The organism is Tissierella sp. QWL-11, assembly GCF_058683765.1.
In genome coordinates this window covers 1,889,944-1,907,437 of the sequence record NZ_CM178750.1, presented here as the reverse complement: position 1 = coordinate 1,907,437, position 17,494 = coordinate 1,889,944, and the positions used below count along the sequence as shown (strand labels likewise).

At 30.1% G+C, this 17,494-nt stretch carries 19 protein-coding genes; 12 read left to right on the top strand and 7 right to left on the bottom strand.

Translation table 11 applies throughout. From position 1 onward, the window contains the following. Positions 1–220 precede the first annotated feature (220 nt). Positions 221–1,519: a group II intron reverse transcriptase/maturase gene (gene ltrA / locus AC4PG3_RS09305; RefSeq protein WP_492196379.1), complete on the top strand. Its 1,299-nt coding sequence runs from the start codon at positions 221–223 to the stop codon at positions 1,517–1,519. Here ltrA and istB read toward each other — a convergent pair. Both istB and istA read right to left on the bottom strand, forming a co-directional pair. Then, complete coding sequence (istB, locus tag AC4PG3_RS09300) at positions 1,503–2,261, bottom strand: IS21-like element helper ATPase IstB (RefSeq protein WP_492196212.1); 759 nt, start codon at positions 2,259–2,261, stop codon at positions 1,503–1,505. The genes ltrA and istB overlap by 17 nt on opposite strands. Positions 2,262–2,316: 55 nt before the next feature. Continuing rightward, the gene (gene istA, locus AC4PG3_RS09295; protein WP_492196213.1) at positions 2,317–3,525 is read right to left on the bottom strand and encodes an IS21 family transposase; all 1,209 of its coding nucleotides are present in this window, start codon (positions 3,523–3,525) and stop codon (positions 2,317–2,319) included. A gap of 39 nt (positions 3,526–3,564) precedes the next feature. On the opposite strand from istA, the gene AC4PG3_RS09290 reads away from it, so the two are divergent. The 7 genes from AC4PG3_RS09290 to AC4PG3_RS09260 all read left to right on the top strand — a co-directional run bounded on the left by AC4PG3_RS09290 (position 3,565) and on the right by AC4PG3_RS09260 (position 9,242). After that, positions 3,565–3,810, top strand: coding sequence for a hypothetical protein (locus AC4PG3_RS09290; RefSeq protein ID WP_492196378.1), 246 nt, complete (start codon positions 3,565–3,567; stop codon positions 3,808–3,810). 211 nt (positions 3,811–4,021) lie between these two features. Then, positions 4,022–4,816: a hypothetical protein gene (locus AC4PG3_RS09285; protein WP_492196377.1), complete on the top strand. Its 795-nt coding sequence runs from the start codon at positions 4,022–4,024 to the stop codon at positions 4,814–4,816. Between the two features lie 169 nt (positions 4,817–4,985). Then, complete coding sequence (locus AC4PG3_RS09280) at positions 4,986–5,936, top strand: hypothetical protein (RefSeq protein ID WP_492196376.1); 951 nt, start codon at positions 4,986–4,988, stop codon at positions 5,934–5,936. 264 nt (positions 5,937–6,200) lie between these two features. Then, positions 6,201–6,881: an N-acetylmuramoyl-L-alanine amidase family protein gene (locus AC4PG3_RS09275; protein WP_492196375.1), complete on the top strand. Its 681-nt coding sequence runs from the start codon at positions 6,201–6,203 to the stop codon at positions 6,879–6,881. A gap of 76 nt (positions 6,882–6,957) precedes the next feature. Further along, positions 6,958–7,719 (top strand): MerR family transcriptional regulator, encoded by a 762-nt coding sequence (locus AC4PG3_RS09270; protein ID WP_492196374.1) that lies wholly within the window; start codon positions 6,958–6,960, stop codon positions 7,717–7,719. A gap of 64 nt (positions 7,720–7,783) precedes the next feature. Next, complete coding sequence (locus tag AC4PG3_RS09265) at positions 7,784–8,512, top strand: ABC transporter ATP-binding protein (protein ID WP_492196373.1); 729 nt, start codon at positions 7,784–7,786, stop codon at positions 8,510–8,512. Beyond that, positions 8,499–9,242 carry an ABC transporter permease gene (locus AC4PG3_RS09260; RefSeq protein ID WP_492196372.1) on the top strand — a complete coding sequence of 248 codons (744 nt, stop codon included), beginning with the start codon at positions 8,499–8,501 and terminating at the stop codon, positions 9,240–9,242. The genes AC4PG3_RS09265 and AC4PG3_RS09260 overlap by 14 nt, the downstream gene beginning before the upstream one ends. A 39-nt stretch (positions 9,243–9,281) precedes the next feature. Here the strand turns inward: AC4PG3_RS09260 and AC4PG3_RS09255 are convergent, their stop codons facing one another. The 5 genes from AC4PG3_RS09255 to AC4PG3_RS09235 all read right to left on the bottom strand — a co-directional run bounded on the left by AC4PG3_RS09255 (position 9,282) and on the right by AC4PG3_RS09235 (position 11,596). Then, positions 9,282–9,623: a hypothetical protein gene (locus tag AC4PG3_RS09255; protein WP_492196371.1), complete on the bottom strand. Its 342-nt coding sequence runs from the start codon at positions 9,621–9,623 to the stop codon at positions 9,282–9,284. 90 nt (positions 9,624–9,713) lie between these two features. Then, positions 9,714–9,914, bottom strand: coding sequence for a helix-turn-helix domain-containing protein (locus AC4PG3_RS09250; protein WP_492196370.1), 201 nt, complete (start codon positions 9,912–9,914; stop codon positions 9,714–9,716). A 191-nt stretch (positions 9,915–10,105) separates the two neighbouring features. After that, positions 10,106–10,522: a hypothetical protein gene (locus tag AC4PG3_RS09245; protein ID WP_492196369.1), complete on the bottom strand. Its 417-nt coding sequence runs from the start codon at positions 10,520–10,522 to the stop codon at positions 10,106–10,108. Next, positions 10,519–10,722: a helix-turn-helix transcriptional regulator gene (locus AC4PG3_RS09240; RefSeq protein ID WP_492196368.1), complete on the bottom strand. Its 204-nt coding sequence runs from the start codon at positions 10,720–10,722 to the stop codon at positions 10,519–10,521. The genes AC4PG3_RS09245 and AC4PG3_RS09240 overlap by 4 nt, the downstream gene beginning before the upstream one ends. 346 nt (positions 10,723–11,068) lie before the next feature. Then, complete coding sequence (locus tag AC4PG3_RS09235; RefSeq protein ID WP_492196367.1) at positions 11,069–11,596, bottom strand: GNAT family N-acetyltransferase; 528 nt, start codon at positions 11,594–11,596, stop codon at positions 11,069–11,071. Positions 11,597–11,761: 165 nt separating this feature from the next. Between AC4PG3_RS09235 and AC4PG3_RS09230 the strand changes: the two genes are divergently transcribed. The 4 genes from AC4PG3_RS09230 (at position 11,762) to AC4PG3_RS09215 (ending at position 17,154) form a co-directional block, all read left to right on the top strand. Further along, positions 11,762–12,349 (top strand): GrpB family protein, encoded by a 588-nt coding sequence (locus tag AC4PG3_RS09230; RefSeq protein ID WP_492196366.1) that lies wholly within the window; start codon positions 11,762–11,764, stop codon positions 12,347–12,349. Between the two features lie 243 nt (positions 12,350–12,592). Then, positions 12,593–13,954 carry an MATE family efflux transporter gene (locus AC4PG3_RS09225; RefSeq protein ID WP_492196365.1) on the top strand — a complete coding sequence of 454 codons (1,362 nt, stop codon included), beginning with the start codon at positions 12,593–12,595 and terminating at the stop codon, positions 13,952–13,954. Positions 13,955–14,281: 327 nt separating this feature from the next. Beyond that, the gene (locus AC4PG3_RS09220; RefSeq protein ID WP_492196364.1) at positions 14,282–15,616 is read left to right on the top strand and encodes a Sapep family Mn(2+)-dependent dipeptidase; all 1,335 of its coding nucleotides are present in this window, start codon (positions 14,282–14,284) and stop codon (positions 15,614–15,616) included. Next, entirely contained in the window at positions 15,616–17,154 is a 1,539-nt protein-coding gene (locus AC4PG3_RS09215) for a YfcC family protein (protein WP_492196363.1), read from the top strand. The genes AC4PG3_RS09220 and AC4PG3_RS09215 overlap by 1 nt, the downstream gene beginning before the upstream one ends. The last annotated feature ends 340 nt before the right edge of the window (positions 17,155–17,494 follow it).

The following is a 17,494-nucleotide window of genomic DNA, read 5'->3' as shown; positions in this document are numbered from 1 at the left end:
TAAACTATCCGAAACAGGGGAAGTAAATGTAGCAGATATATGGAGAGAAAGTTTGTATTCTTACCTGGGGAGGTCTGATAGATAAGTCATAAAAGACTACGGTCTACATGACAAACTACATAGTGATATGTAACTGAATTATCAGAAGTCAGCAGAAGTCATAGTACAAGATTAATCATGATAATCTTGGAAGGACTGAACATTAGGGAGGTGAGTAAGTTTGGCAATCTCAACAAACATGAAAAGAATACAGAAAACCAAAGATTTGGGCTGGACTGTGGAAGTAGAGATGGAAACTCAAGGTAAACAGGGAGCGTATAGTGATTTGTCGGCGAAGTCAAATCTGAAAACCAAGTCGGGATTTAATACTGAAAATCTACTCGAAAAGATTGTAGATAAGAGAAATATCTTTGAAGCATACAAAAGAGTACTAGCTAACAAAGGAAGTAGTGGAATAGATGGAATGAGAGTAGATGAACTTCTAACCTACCTGAAAGAAAACTACGAAACTTTGAAAGCAAATCTGTTAGATGGAAAATACAAAGTACAACCAGTAAAAAGAGTAGAAATACCCAAACCCAATGGAGGCATAAGACTCCTTGGAATACCAACAGTAGTAGATAGATTAATCCAGCAAGCAATAAACCAAGTGATTAATCCGATATTCGATAGAGCATTTTCAAATAATAGCTATGGATTTAGACCAGGAAGAAGTGCACACATGGCTCTAAAACAAGCTCAAACATATATAAATGAAGGATACAAACAAGTTGTAGATATGGACTTAGAAAAGTTCTTTGACAATGTAAACCATGACATATTAATGAACTTAGTATCAAGAAAGATACAAGACAAAAGAGTATTAAAATTAATAAGGAAGTATTTAAACTCAGGGATAATGTTAAATGGTATAGCAGTCAAATCAGAACAAGGAGCACCCCAAGGTGGTCCTTTAAGCCCATTACTCAGCAATATATTACTTGATGAATTAGATAAAGAATTAGAAATAAGAGGACATAAATTCTGCCGTTACGCTGATGATTGTAATATCTATGTTAAAAGCACAAGAGCAGGAGAAAGAGTCCTTAAGAGCATCACTAAATTTCTAGGAAGAAAACTAAAACTAAAAGTAAATACTGAGAAATCAGCAGTATCTCCACTAACTAAAAGAAAATTTCTAGGATACAGTTTCTACTACTCAAAAGGTAAAATTAGATTTAGAACCCATAACAAGAGTTATGAAAGACTTAAAGAAAAGATTAGAAAGATTACTAATAGAAATATAAACATGAATTTTGATTATAGAATTAAGAAACTAAATGAAATAATTGTAGGTTGGGTAAATTACTTTAAACTGGCAGATATGAAGACTAAACTAACAGAACTAGACAAATGGGTACGAAGGCGACTTAGAGCTTGTGTATGGAAAACATGGAAACTAGGTAGTATTAATGTCAAGATTATTTTGCATAAATGTGCCAATATTTCTATGTACAGTTTTGCTAATTATCTTTATTAGATATTTTAGATAGAGCAGTAGCTGTTCTATAAGAATTACCTAATATATTTACTATACTAGAATGATGGACTAATCTATCTAAGATGGCACTAGCTAACATATTGTCTACAAATATTTCACTCCAATCCGATAAATTTATATTGCTAGTAATTATTGTGCTTTTCTTTTCATATCTTTTATCTATTAGTTGGAAAAACATTTTAGCTTCCATCTCTCCAATAGGAAGATAGCCTATTTCATCAATTATTAACAATTTATATTTGCTAAAATGTTTTATTCTACTGTCTAATTTATTTTCTAAATATGCCTTTTTTAGTTGAGCAATTAAGTCTTGACATTTTATAAAATAAGTGCTAAATCGCTTTTTAGCAGCTGCCATACCAATGGAAGTAGCAAGATGAGTCTTGCCTACCCCACTATTTCCAATTAGTATTATATTACTATTGTTTTCTAAAAATCTTAAACTCTCAAAATCTAAAAATTGTTGTTTATTTATTTTAGGCTGAAACTCAAAATCGAAATCTTTCATTTCTTTTAAATGTGGAAATCCTGCTACTTTAACCATTGCATTTGTAGCATTAAAGTTTTTTATTTCTATTTCTTTTGTAGTAAGCTCATAAAGTGCGTCTACTAGACTTATTTTATCCTCATTTACTTTTGTAATATATTCATCTAGTCTCAAGCTTGTCTGAACTAACTTTAACTCTTTTAGGTTCTCACATAACTTTTGATAATTGTTCATTAAATTTCTCCAATTCTTTTAAATGTTTATCTGCATACTCTGAAACATCTTCTTTTCATTTAAATGTTAATCCTAACATCTTTAAATGATGATCATTGTGATAATTAATCTTTTTTTCTGTTATTCTATGGATTGTAATTAGTTTTTTGTTATAATATACATGTAAGTTATTTTCACTAACTTGTATTGTAACATTTTTACCAATTAAATCTGGTGGAGCTGAATACATATTATGCTTGTATTTAAATAGGCTATTGGTATTCACCTTTGCTTGTACAGTTTCATTTTTGTAAAAAGAACAGATTTTATCATGTGGGAGTGGTAATAGATGTTCTTTTTCTTTGTTAAAAACTAATATAGGTGGTAATCCTGTAGCTTGACATACTCTTGAATTAGCTTCATTTGTGATTACACTCATCTTTTCATGCAATTCTTGTAAATCTTCTAAAACACCATTGTAATTCATAATTTCATCAATTATTCTCATTGGATTTTCAACTTTTGCTTTAGTATTAGGTCTTGCTCTAACACAAGGATATATGCTAAATCCAAAGTCATCAGAAAGTTGCTTAAACTTACTATTTACTTTACCATCTGAACACTCGGTTCTAGCTTTATCCATCATAGTAGAAGCGTTATCAATTACTATTTCTTTTGGCACTCCACCTAATGATTCAAATGAATTAGATAAAAAATCAAATAGATGATTCTGACTTGTTGATGGATATATTGCCCATACCTTGAATCTAGAGGCAGATAAGACTAAGCTACCTACATTTAAAAGCATTTCACTATTATCTTTAAAAGAAAATTTTAATTTCTCTTTCCAATCAAACTGAGCTTGTTTACCAAAAGGTGTTTCAGATTTCACAGAATCTTTTTTTGCTTTTGGTTTAAAATACTCAGCAAATTCACTTTTCTTTAAAATGTAGTAATTAAAATTGCTACGAGAACATTCAAGCCCGTGCTCTCTTACCAGATATCTATAGAGATGAGATTTGTAGTAGAATATCTGCTTGCTTTTTGCTGATAGCAAAGAAGTGATAATATTGTGATAATCATCTATTTTAGATTTCTTCTCTTTTCTTTCTTTTTCCGTATTTCCTTCATAATATTTTTTAACTGTTCTCCTATCAACTCCCAACTCCCTTCCTATTTCACTGAAATTTGGTTTTTCCAAATTATTAACCTCCACTAATGTTTTTAATTTGTTTAAATCTTTTACAGTTTTTATCTCTATTTCTGTATTAATGTTTAAAATCACTTTCATCACCCATTAATACTATAGAGAATTTTGTAAATATTGTACATTAAAATATTGGCAACTTCCTACAATATTATTTTAGCATTTATAGGTAGAACAAGATTTAAGAATCTAATGAAACTAGGAGTACCTAAATACAAGGCTTGGGAGTATGCAAATACAAGGAAAAGTTACTGGAGAACATCAATTAGTCCAATACTAAGTAAAACCATAACTAATCAAAGACTGATTAGTCATGGTTTTAAAAGTTTATCTTCACAGTATGAAAAAGCTAGACTGTCTTAATGAACCGCCGTATACCGAACGGTACGTACGGTGGTGTGAGAGGACGGAAAATAAAATAATTATTTTCCTCCTACTCGATTCGTTATTTCATTATAGAGGATATAATTTGAAAATAAAACTATAGCTTCAACAATTATTTATTGTTATTCAACAAATAATTGTTGAATTATAATAAAAACAATGTATACTATAATTAAGGAGGAAATAAATAATGATAAAAAGTTTGAGTATTATTGGAATAATTATATTGATAATATTAGTTTATGTCTTAATTAGAAATAATAGAAATAGAAAGCTTAGACTGATAATTACTTTATTACCTTTGCTATTCGGAGTATTACTTTATTTATTTATACTTTTACTAACTAAGGATATTCCAGAAAATGTATGTCATGGAGGAGCTTTAGTAGGAATTTTTACTTCATTTATATTAATAGGTATTGGAGTTATTTTAAATGTAGTGGATATTACATATAGATTAATTAGACAAATACTAATTAAAGGAGAAAATATAAAATATAAAAAACAAATTATCATAGTGTTAGTTTTAGGATTAATATTTATGTCATATTTTATGAAAAAGACAAAGATCAATAGGCGTATTTCTAAAGATTTAGATATAAATATTCCATATACTTTAGACTTTCAATATACAGATAGCCATGGAGGGTTTCTTGGTGATGGAATAACATTAGCAAGAACAGAATTAACAGATAAGGATATAAATAAAATCTTAAAAGGCTCTGAACGGTATTGGGTGAAATATCCTTTAGAAAAAGAATTAGATACTATATTATATGGAGGTCCAGATTATGAATCAAATCTAGCTTTGAGGTTAGAAATAGGAGATATTAAAAATGGGTATTGGATTTTTATAGATAGACAGGGAAATGAAAGAAGACATGTAGGAAGAGAGGAGTTATTAGATAGATATTCTAATAACTATAGTATAGGGTTGATAGATTTAGATGAAAATAGATTCTATTATGTTAAATTTGATAGTTAATAATTAAGGAGAATTAATTAGAATAAGGGGGAAAGATACATTAGCAAATATTTATAAATATCTTCTTTAAAAAATAAGAAAACTGCCGATATATGTTTGGTGTGTATTGAATTCTTTGTACTAGGGTATATTGTGTAATCATGAAAATTAAGTAGGAGGAAATAAATATATGTCGGCTAAAATAATTAAAAAAGTTTCTGAAGATTTACATCTTCATTATGATGGAAAAGGAAAAGTTGCATATGGATTATATAAAGGATATAAAGTAGTAATCCAAGAGAATAGTAAAGAACGTCGTTTTTACATTAACTTTCCTATAAAACTAACTGAATTAAGTCAAAAAGAAGATTTAGAGAAATTTATAGGTGAAGTATTAGAACAAGAAAAGTTTATTTTTAAGGCATTCTATGAAGACTATTGTTTAAAAATACATGTAGGAAAAATAAATAAAGTAAAAAAAGATATCCCTAATATTATGGATACTTTAAATAGGGTAGAGAATTTTTTGAAAAGCAATTATTATAAGAAATGTTGTGAATCCTGTGGAGAAGATATTGATACATCAGTTTATTTGATTAATGAAAATCCATTAGATATTTGCGAAAAATGTTATAAAGATATTATAAATACCTTTCATGATGCACAAGTTAATTTTAGAAATCAAAAAAACAATATAGTAGCGGGGATAGTAGGGGCTTTTTTAGGCTCTTTAATAGGTGTTGTACTGTGGGTTGTTGTCTATGCCATAGGGTATATTGCTGCTATATGTGGCATAGCTCTTGCAGTATGTACCCTTAAGGGATATGAAAAACTAGGGGGGAAATTAGATAGAGTAGGAATAACTATAACAACACTTATTACTATAGTTATGGTGTTTGTTGCTAATTACCTTTCCCATGGGTATGATATTTATACTGTATTTAAAGATACAGATGGTATAAATATATTTGAAGGAATACGTTCAGTACGCTTTTTCTTGGAAGAAGTCAAAGAATTTAGAAGCTCTTATTATGGGAATCTAATGAAAGGGTATCTTTTTACTGCCTTTGGAGCTGGTTCTATGTTTGTCAATACATATAGGACAAAGAATTTTAGATGTAAAATTAGAAAATTAGATTAAATTTTAAAAGTACACACAATTTTAGACAAAGAATAAAACAGTAAATACCTTTATATCTAGATATAAAGGTATTTACTATTGTGCACCCATTTCAAATAACCTATAAAAAGCAAGATGGAAAATGGTATAATATTTTTATAGAAAACAATGGAAAACACAAATAAAAATTGTTCAATAGATGTTTTTTTAAGAAGGTGAAAAAGAAGTACATGTATCTCATAGTTAATACTTATGACAGATTAATTAGAATAAGGGGGAAATTTATTGTTTAGAAGAATTAAAGTAATATTTTTATTAATTGTTTTATTAGCTTTGGTTATATTTATTGTATTCAAAGGGATTCCCTTTATATATGGTGATTTTAAATCTTCAGAGAAAGTTGTAGTAATTGATGCTGGACATGGGGGGAAAGATCCAGGTACTATTGGTTTCAACGGTAGTTACGAAAAGGATATAAATCTAGAGATTTCTAAAAAATTAAGAGGAAATTTAAAGTCAAGAGGTTATAAAGTTATTTTAACTAGGAATAGTGATGAATATGTAGACAATATTGCAAGAGCAGAATTAGCAAATAAAAGGAGAAGTAGGGTATTTATTAGTATCCACGGGAATTCTATGGAAGATAATAATTCTGTGGATGGAGTTCAGGTACTTTATTATCCAGATAGAGAAAGTACGATTGGTGATTTAAATAATAATGAATTGGCACAAATTATGATGAATTCAATAATCAATGGAACTGGTGCTACGGATAGGGGAATAATAGAAAGAGGAGATTTAATCGTATTGAATCAGACAAAGATGCCAGCTATAATGATTGAATGTGGATTTTTATCCAATGAAAATGAAGAAAAGCTTTTACTAACAGATGATTATCAAAATAAGATAGTGGATTCAATAATAGATGGGTTGGAAAAGTACTTTATTTTGAATTTAGATAAATAATTTAGAACACTCCACTATAACACCAGACTTTTATATGATGTTATGATATTAGTAAGGTTGGAGGCGATTTGATCAGATGAATACTTATAAAACATCAGAAATTGCACGTAGTATTGGAATTCACCCCAATACAGTGAGACTTTACGATGAACTTGGACTTATTTCTAAGCCGGAAAGAGAAGCAAATGGCTATCGAATATTTACAGATTTCCATTTAGAGCAATTTAAATTTGCAAGAACGGCTCTTCAAGTAGAGGTTCTACAAAATGGTTTGCGAAAAAAGGTAATCAACATTATAAAAATCTTAGCCACCGGAGATTTTGATAAAGCAATTTGCTTTACAGAGAGCTATTTGCAACAAATTAAAAATGAACAAAGAAATGCCCAAGAAGCCATAGCAATTGTAGAAAGACTATTATCAGACAGTAAACAGGAAACGAAGGAAATGTCTTTAACTAGAAAGGAAACTGCTGATTTACTAGAAGTCTCAATAGATACTTTACGAAATTGGGAAATGAATGGTTTGCTGACTGTCAAGCGAAAACAAAATGGCTATCGTGTGTATACTGATGAAGATATCAATAGACTAAAGATTATTCGTTCCCTACGTTGTGGGAATTATTCCCTTGCAGCTATATTAAGGATGCTTACTGCACTCTCTAAGAACCCGCAAGTTGATATTCGTGAGGTTATCGATACACCAAAAGAAAATGATGACATCATATCTGTATGTGATAAGTTACTCACATCCTTAGAATATGTTGAACAGAATGGAAAAGATATGCTCATTCATCTTAAAAATATGAAAAAAAGGTTTACAACAAACCATACAGTTTAACACCAGACTTTGTTCTGGTGTTATTATTTTTAAAGAAAGAAAATAATAGGAGGGGTTTGATAAGGTGGAAACAACAATTAAAGTAGAAAAACTGTGCAAGAAGTATGGGAATATCAGGGCAATTGAAAACGTAGATATTTCAGTTTGTCGTGGTGAAGTATTCGGTTTACTGGGCGCAAACGGAGCAGGTAAAAGTACTACTATTGAATGTATTTTAGGCACAAAAAAGCAGGATTCTGGTACTGTGTCTATTTTGAGGATGAATCCTCTAAAAAATGGGAAAAAGTTGTTTGAGAGGGTAGGTGTTCAATTTCAGGAAGCAAATTATCAAGAAAAAATAACAGTGGGGGAACTTTGCCAGGTTACACAATCTCTTTATAAAAAACCATTAAAATACTTAGATTTATTAGAACAATTTAGAATTTCAGATAAATTGAAAAGTCAAGTGGGTGAATTGTCAGGAGGAGAAAGGCAGCGTTTATTTATTGTATTGGCTTTAATTCCTAACCCAGAAGTTGTATTTTTAGATGAACTGACTACGGGACTGGATGCAAGGGCAAGAAGAGATGTATGGAAATATCTTTCTTTCCTAAAAACAAAAGGTCTGACCATTTTTATGACCTCTCATTTTATGGATGAGGTGGAGGAACTGTGCGATAAAATCAATATTTTAAAAAAGGGAAAAAGTATATTTTATGGTACAGTACAAGAAGCTATTGCATCTAGTCCCTTTGATAAACTTGAGGATGCTTATCTTTGGTATACAGAGGAGGAGAAAAATGAAATCATTTAGAACAATGTTTAAAATAGAATCAAAGTTATCCTTACGTGGTATGGATATGTTTATTTTTGCAATTTGCATGCCAGTGGTAGTATTGGTTATTCTTGGAATCATTTATGGCAACAAGGTGGCTTTTGAAGGTGCAGGGTATACTTTCTTAGAGCAATCCTTTGGCGCAATAACAACTATTGCTATATGTGCTGGTGGTGTAATGGGACTTCCCTTAGTTGTATCAGATTATAGACAAAGGAAAATTTTAAAGCGGTTTAAAGTAACTCCTATTAGTCCAAGTATAATTTTAGCAGTGCAAGTTACAATCTATGCACTTTATTCTATAGTATCTCTTATACTTGTTTATTTGACAGCAACAGTTTTCTTTGATTATCAATTAAGTGGCTCCTGGTTTCAGTTCTTAGGTGCATATTTTTTAGTAATGATTTCTATGTTTAGCATTGGGATATTAGTAGGTGGGATTGCACCTAATATTAAAATAGCAAGTGTATTAGCTAGTGTATTGTATTTTCCAATGCTTATTTTTTCAGGTGCCACTTTGCCCTATGAAGTTATGCCAGCAACACTTCAGAGTGTTGCTAACATCTTACCACTTACACAAGGAATTAAACTTCTAAAGGCAATATCACTTGAATTACCAATGGATAGTGTATTGGTATCCATTTTCATAATGACTATAATTGCCATTATATGTATAGGTATTTCTATCAGGTTTTTCAAGTGGGAATAATTATAAGAGATTAAAGTAATATGGCAAGTGGTTGGATATTTATATTCTGGTTTTTCTAAGGATAAGTAAATTACCTGCAATGCAAATTCCAAAATATAATATCCAAAACGAGCCATATCTTATAAATGAATTCCCAAATAGGGGATAGGGTGCAATTAAGCCAACATAGCCACCAAATAGGCCATCTAATAAATTATAACAAGCCGAAAGAGGGATAAGACTAAGTATCCATAAGTTCACTAAATAGAAATGTTTTTTTGCTTGAGATTTTGTCTCAGGTGATCCTACCATCATTCCAATACCGAAAATCATACAACCTACTGTCATGATAATCAGTCCGATTGCTACAGAGATTTCTTCTTGCTCTCCCTGCCATATCATAGCAGCTGCAACTAGGCCTATAAAATTTAAGGCTGTACCAATAAGTGCAAATATACCAGCATTAAATTTCTGCTCATTATCCTCATTATTCTACTCGATTCCTTTGAGGAGATAATCTGTAGTTACTTCAAAAAAATCACTCATAATGATTATTTTTTCAATATTAGGTGTACTTTGCTCACTCTCCCATTTAGATACTGCCTGTCGTGAAACGCCAGTTTTATCAGCTAGTTCCTCCTGTGAAATTCCTTTTAATTTTCTTAAGTGTTGAATCCTGTCTGCTATATTCATAACTGATACTCCTTTCTATGTAATAATATTACAATAGCAAAAATTATGGTTGCCATGCCACCATCTTGTATTGGATATTTGTCAACCAATAGTTGCAACACTGATAAATACTCACTTTTGATAATCAGATTTATTCCTTGATATGTGTCCGGTACAACTTACTACCCATATATTGTGTAGTTCAAGAATTATTACATTTTCCTTTGTAAATACCATAAGCGAGTGATAAAGGATATTTGAGCAATAGCAAATACTCCAAAGAAAGTAAAGAATACAATCTTAGTTAAATATCCGAGTAATGCCATGATAAGAATTATAGTGGAAAATAAAGATGTCATCACATCGAATCCAGTAGCTTTAGCGGTATTGGCTATTACTATATTTCTTTCATCCAATTCTTCGATTTGCATTTCTTTTGTTTTCTTAAATAAAAGCTCACATGTACCTGAAATAATTGCAATAATTCCGAAAAAACTTGTTGCCAAAGGAATAAAATCAGGACGAGGAACAGGAAGTATTTCATGGATTTTCAACCCATATAACAAAAGTCCGCCTAACAAAAGTATTATTCCAAATATTATTAAAGCCCAATTAAAATATTTTTTCATTTTTCTTCCTCCTCATAAATAAAAATTTCTTCTATGTTCATTTTAAAGAATCGAGCAATTTTAAAAGCAAGTATAATTGATGGATTATATCTACCATTTTCAAGTGAACCTATGGTTTGCCTTGAAACTTCAAGAGCAAATGCCAAATCTTCTTGGTTCATTCCTTTTGATTTACGTATTTCTTCTAATCGGTTTTTCAAAATTATGCTCCTTTCTATGGAAAGTATACTTTCCATAGATTTAATATACCATATAATTCATAAATATCAAGCTAACTTTCCATAAAAAGAGCAGATTGAATAGTTAATCTACTCAAAATTATACAAATTCCCTGTATTAGCAGTACCTTCATTGACTATGATTTCATATAAATTTTGCACAGTAGTATTTTATTGTCATTTTACTTTATCATTAGGATAGATTCAATCATTTAAATATGAATAGTAGGAAAGAAGAAAAGCAATAACTCGGTTTTGAATTATTGCTATATTTTTAGAATGTATTAAATTTTATTGGCTTAATAACTTAATTATGGTATATTCATATCTACAATATCATTTCATATAACTTAAACCAATCTAATCCATAGTCTCTAAGACCTAAATCAGCAGTATCAATATATTTAAAACCAATTTTTTCATATAGAGCAATGGCAGGAATATTTTTTTCGAAAACATCTAAACGGATTGATTTCATTTGCATTTCTCTCCCTAATTTAATGGAAAAGTCCATCAAATTTTTTCCAATGCCAGCTCTTAAAAAATCAGGGTGAACTACAAAGGTATGTATAACAAAAATATTACTATAATCTGTATCTATGTTCCATTTTACTTCATGATATGCATCTTCTGGTTCATGGCTAAGAATTACAGATCCTATAATTTTGTCATTGTACTTTGCCACATATAAATTATTATTATTAATACCTGCAATAGCATTTTCTCTAACAGGATATACTCCTTTTAACCATCCTGGATAATTTGTTGTTGTTGATAGATAATCGTTTAAATCATTGTATAGCAACTCTAATTCATCCACATCCGACAAAGAGCCTGTTTCAATTACAATTTTCATATGATTTCCTCCTATGTAAATATAAATCATTTATAAATTAAAAAAATTTAAGTAATGGAGCTTACATAATAATTATAGCATTGTGAATGCAAAAAAACAGATTACAATGAACTAGACAATAAAAATAAGGTCGTGTAAAATAATAGTAGCAAAGGAGAGATATTCGTGAATAAACAATTATCACAAATGACTTTAGAAGAATTATGGACCTTATTTCCTATTATCTTAAAAGCGTATAATCCAGACTATAGTAAGTGGTATGAATTGGAAAAGAAAAATATCATAAAGTATGTAGGCTTAGAAAACATTAAGCGAATTAACCATATTGGAAGCAGTGCAGTAAGTGGTTTGATTTCAAAACCCACTGTAGATATTCTAATGGAGATTAATAGAAATGTAGATATGGACCAAATAAAAATAAGTCTTGTAGATAATGGGTGGATACTAATGCATGAAGGAAATAAGGCAAATGAAGGAATTATACTTAATAAGGGGTATACACTTGATGGATTTGCTGAAAAGGTATATCATCTTCATATTCGATATTTTGATGACTGGGACGAGCTTTACTTCAGAGATTATCTTTTAATGCATAATGATATTGCTAAGGAGTATGGGAAGTTTAAGCTAAGTTTGTTGCCAAAATATAAGAATAATCGTGATGGATACACCGAAGCAAAGACAGATTTTATTAAAAAATATACAGAGAAAGCAAGGGAAGAATTTGAAGATAGATATAATCCTAAGGATTAAAGCTTTCTTAATATCATGATCATATATAAATTTAGAAGAAAATTAGCCATATAAAATTTTTTATATGGCTTTTAGAATTGTTTGAACCCATGCTTAATTCTTTAACTATAGCGAAAGTTAAAGAATTAAGCATGGGGAGGTGAAATTAGTGTATGAAAAAAGAATAATATACTTTAAGTGGATTTAATCTACTTAATCTGGTAATATAGTATAGTTAATCTTTATAAATTTAGGAGGAATTAAATGAAACAAAATTGTGAAAAAAGAAACCCTATGGAATATGAAAATATTCTGTCCTTACTTATAAAAATGTCTTTGCCTGTTATTTTATCTATGTTAATACAATCATTATATAATGTAGTTGATTCATATTTCGTGGCAAAATTAAGTGAGAAAGCTTTAAGAGCAACTTCACTAGCTTATCCAATTCAAATAATAATAATAGCTCTAGGAGTAGGTACAGGAACTGGATTAAATTCTCTAATTTCAAGATTACTTGGTTCAAAGAAACAAGAGAAAGCTGATCAGGCTGTAATGCATGGACTTATTATGGCTGCTTTATCTTCAATGATATTTATTGTATTTAGATACACATTAATAGATAACTTTTTTAACTATTTTACAAAAGATATTGAAGTTAAATACATGGGTATAGAATATTTAAGCCTAATAAGTAATTTTGCTTTTCTTTCAATTATACAAATTACAATAGAAAAGGCAATTCAAGGGACTGGAAAAATGATTTGGACCATGGTAATACAACTAGTGGGAGCAGTGATAAATATCATCTTAGATCCAATATTCATTTTTGGAATGTTTGGATTACCTGCTATGGGTATAAAAGGTGCAGCATTGGCAACTCTAATAGGACAAGGTGTTGGAGCGATAATTGGAGTAATTGTATTATTTTCAAATAAAGTAGACTTAAATGTAAATTTTTCAAAGTTCAAATTTTCAAAGAGTATTATAAAACAAATATATAATGTAGGATTTCCAAGTATAATGATGCAGTCAATAACAGCTTTAGTAACTATAATAATGAATCTAATTTTAATAAGGCATTCTGAGATGGCAGTATCAATTTTAGGAATATATTTCAAATTGCAATCCTTTATTTTCTTGCCAGTATTCGGATTAAATCAAGGTATACTACCTTTAATTGGATACAATTATGGTGCAGAAAATAAACAGAGAGTAAAAGAGGCATTTAAATGGGGAATGACCTTGACTGCTATTATGATGGCAGCAGGAACTATTTTATTTCAGATATTTCCCAAACAACTAATGGGTATATTTGCTGATAATCAAGAGATGATAAATATGGGAGTTTATACTTTAAGAATTATATCAATTTCTTTTATATTTGCAGCAATAGGAATAACTAATTCAACACTTTTCCAAGCTGTAGGTTTAGGAAGCTATAGCTTAATAGTAACTTCTTTAAGACAGTTAATTATAATAGTGCCAGTGGCATATGTATTGTCATTCATAGGTCTAAATTGGATATGGGCGGCTTACCCCATAGCTGAGATTATTTCAACAATAGTATCTGTCATATTAAAAAACAAGGTAGTAGAGAGATATATAGACATATTGCCAGAATAATTTTATACAGTAGTAATACAAAATTTAATAAGGATATTAAAAAGGGAATGTTTCATAATTAAATAATGAAACATTCCAAATAAAAATAAAACACCGAAAAAAATCTCTTGATTTTTTTCGGTGTTTTTTAGTATCTTAAGTTTGTAATGTCTATAAATACTAAATTAAATCATTTTAAATGCCCTTTATATACTGTAGCCACTGTCTTTACATACTTATCTTAAGACTAACTGAGGGTATCTATTTCACGAAAGATGTACTACAATATATAGTGAAGTATCATTCAATACTTTGTTTTATCAATTATCATAAAGGGGGATTTAAATAATGGATGCAAAAAAAATTATTAATGAATTATTTCCAGAATACAAAGAGGACTTAAGAAAGTTGGTAGCTATTGATAGTATACTTGAAAAAGATGGTCAAAAACCATTTGGAAAATCGATACAAGATGCTTTAGAAGAGGTTTTAAGGGTTGCAGATAAATTTGGTTTTAAAACAACTATAGATCCAGAAGGTTATTATGGATATGCTGAAATCGGTGAAGGCGAAAAGTTATTTGGAGTACTTGGACATACAGATGTTGTATCTGTAGGTGATATTAATAACTGGAATAATGATCCTTTTGAACTTACTGAAAAAGATGGAAAATTATATGGACGTGGAGCATCTGATGATAAAGGACCTATGCTTGCATCTATGTATGCTTTAAAAGCTATATTAGATGAGGGCTATGAATTAAATCAACGTGTACGTTTTATTATTGGAACTGATGAAGAATCTCTATGGCGTTGTATGAAAGCCTATACTGCAAAAGAAGAAATACCTTCTATGGGATTTACACCGGATTCATCATTCCCTTTAAATTATGCTGAAAAGGGATTAATTCAATATTATTTACACTCTGATGAAAAATCTAATATAAGATTAGAAGGTGGAGGACAACTTAACGCTGTAGCTGAACAAGCTCGTGTTGACTATGACCCAGAAGTAGAAAAAGCCTTAAAAGAATTCAACTATAGATATGAGCATATAGATAATGATTTAGTTGTCTATGGTAAAGCTGTCCATGCTATGGCTGCTGATCAAGGTGAAAATGCAATAGTTTATGCTGCACAAGCACTAAAAAAAGCAGGTAAATCCAATAATATGGTTGATTTTATCGTTAATGCTTTAGCTAATCCTAATGGAGAAGGTGTTTATGGAGTAGTTGAAGACGAAGTTTCAGGTAAATTAATGCTAACAGTAGGAGATGTAGAATTTAATGAAAACTCTCAAAAAGTAGGTATTGATATGAGAATACCTGTTACCTATTCAAAAGAAGATATTGATAAAAAATTAAAAGAAGTAGGTAAAGAAAACAATATAAGAGTTGAAGAATATGACTATCTACCATCTGTTTATATTGAGCGTGATTCAGAACTTGTTAAAGGTCTTATGAAGGCTTATCAGGATATTACTAGAGACTTAATTTCAGAACCAAGAGTTAGTGGTGGAGCGACTTATGCCCGTGCTATGGATAATGTTGTTGCATTTGGAGCATTGCTTCCAGGTAGAGAAAAAACAGAACATCAAGCTAATGAATATATAATTATAGATGATATGAAAATAGCTATGGAAGTTTATATAGAAGCTTTCATGAATTTGGTGGTGAATAAATAATGAAAAAGAAATTTAAAATGCCAACGGCTTATACAATAGTTATAATAGCTTTAATAGTAACAGCTATTATATCTTACTTTGTACCACAATCAGTTATTAATCCAGAAACTGGTGAAATTGTATTTGATGCAACTTTTACAGATGATGGAGAAATAGCTGAAGGAACTGGACTTCAACCATATGGACTTTGGGATGTCATTATAGCTCCCATAAAAGGATTCCAATCTGGAGCCAATGTAGGTATTGGTATCTTAATGGCTGGAGGTTTCTTAGGTGTATTAAGCTATACTGGGGCTCTAGAAGCTGGTATAGGTTCTCTATTAAAGAAATTTAAAGGTTCTTTCTTAATAGCAGTTATGACTTTTGCTTTTGCTCTACTAGGTACTTCCTTCGGATTCTGGGAAGAAATAGTTGCATTTGCAGTAGTAATCATTCCTACCTTTGTATTGGCAGGATATGATGTCATTGTTGGTTTAGGCGTACTGTTCATTGGATCAACTATAGGTAATATGTCAAGTTTAGTAAATCCATTCGCAACTGGAGCTGCTGTATCAGCTATTGGTAATCCTGAATTATCCATAGGTTCTGGTATAGTACTACGTTTTATAATATTTATTATTCTTTATATAGTAGGTACTATGTATTTGATAAAATATGCAAATAAAGTAAAAAAAGACCCTACAACATCTGTTGTACATGGTATTAGAGAAATAAATACTCTTGTAGAAGATCAACAGTCACTACCTGAATTAACTGGTAGAAGAAGAGCTTCTGTAGCTGTTTTTTTAGTAATAATAGTATTAATGATAATAGGATTTATTCCTTGGGAAGAATTGACTGGTGAAGTAGGCTTTAACATTGTAAACGCACCAATTAGAGGATTGTCTAAGATACCTGTTCTAGGAACATTACTAGGAGCTTCTCATATATCATTATTTGGAACTTGGTACTTTGATGAATTCGCTTTCCTTTTCTTTGCAGGATCAATTCTTTTATTATTTATAAATAAAATGAAAGAAAAAGAATTTATCGATGTATTTATTGCTGGTATGAAAGATTTACTTGGTGTTGTTCTTATACTTGCTATATCTAGAGGTATTGCAATTATAATGGGTAACTCTTCAGCAGGTATGTCTATTACCTTCATTTATTGGATATCAAATGCATTGTCATCTGTTCCAATTTGGATATTCGGTGTTTTAGCTATGGGAGCATATGTGTTAATTGGTATATTCTTACAATCAACAAGTGGAGTAGCTGGAATTACAATGCCTATACTAGGTGCTGTTGCATCAGCCCTATTTATTGGAACTGATCTAGGTAGTGCAGGTGGACAAATTATCCTAATAAGTGCATTTACAGCTGGTGTTAACTTTGTATCATCTTTGTATCCATCAGCTACAATAATGGGATCGCTAGAACTTGCTAATGTACCTTATAATAGATATTTAAAATTTATGGTACCAATAATGGTAACATTATTATTAATATCTGGAGTAATAATAGGTGTTGCTCCATATATAGGATTAGTACAGTAATATACAAACAAAATATATAAACTTAAAGACAGAGTAGATATAAAATGGATCCTATAGAATAGACAATTTTTAAAAAGCCTATTATTATAGGATCTTTTTTTGTACAATATAAAGGTAAATTAAAGGCAGCTATTATCCTCAAATTTATTGAGCAAATCATATCTAGATATAATTTTAAGAATATAATTAGTCATTTATGCAAAGTAGCTGAAATATCAAGATCAGGTTATTGTAGTTACATTAATTCGTCATAAAATAGAAATATGCGGGAACAAAAAGATTTGCATTGGAATATTTCATTATTTAATTATGAAACAGCCCCTTTTTAGTTAAATAAGTT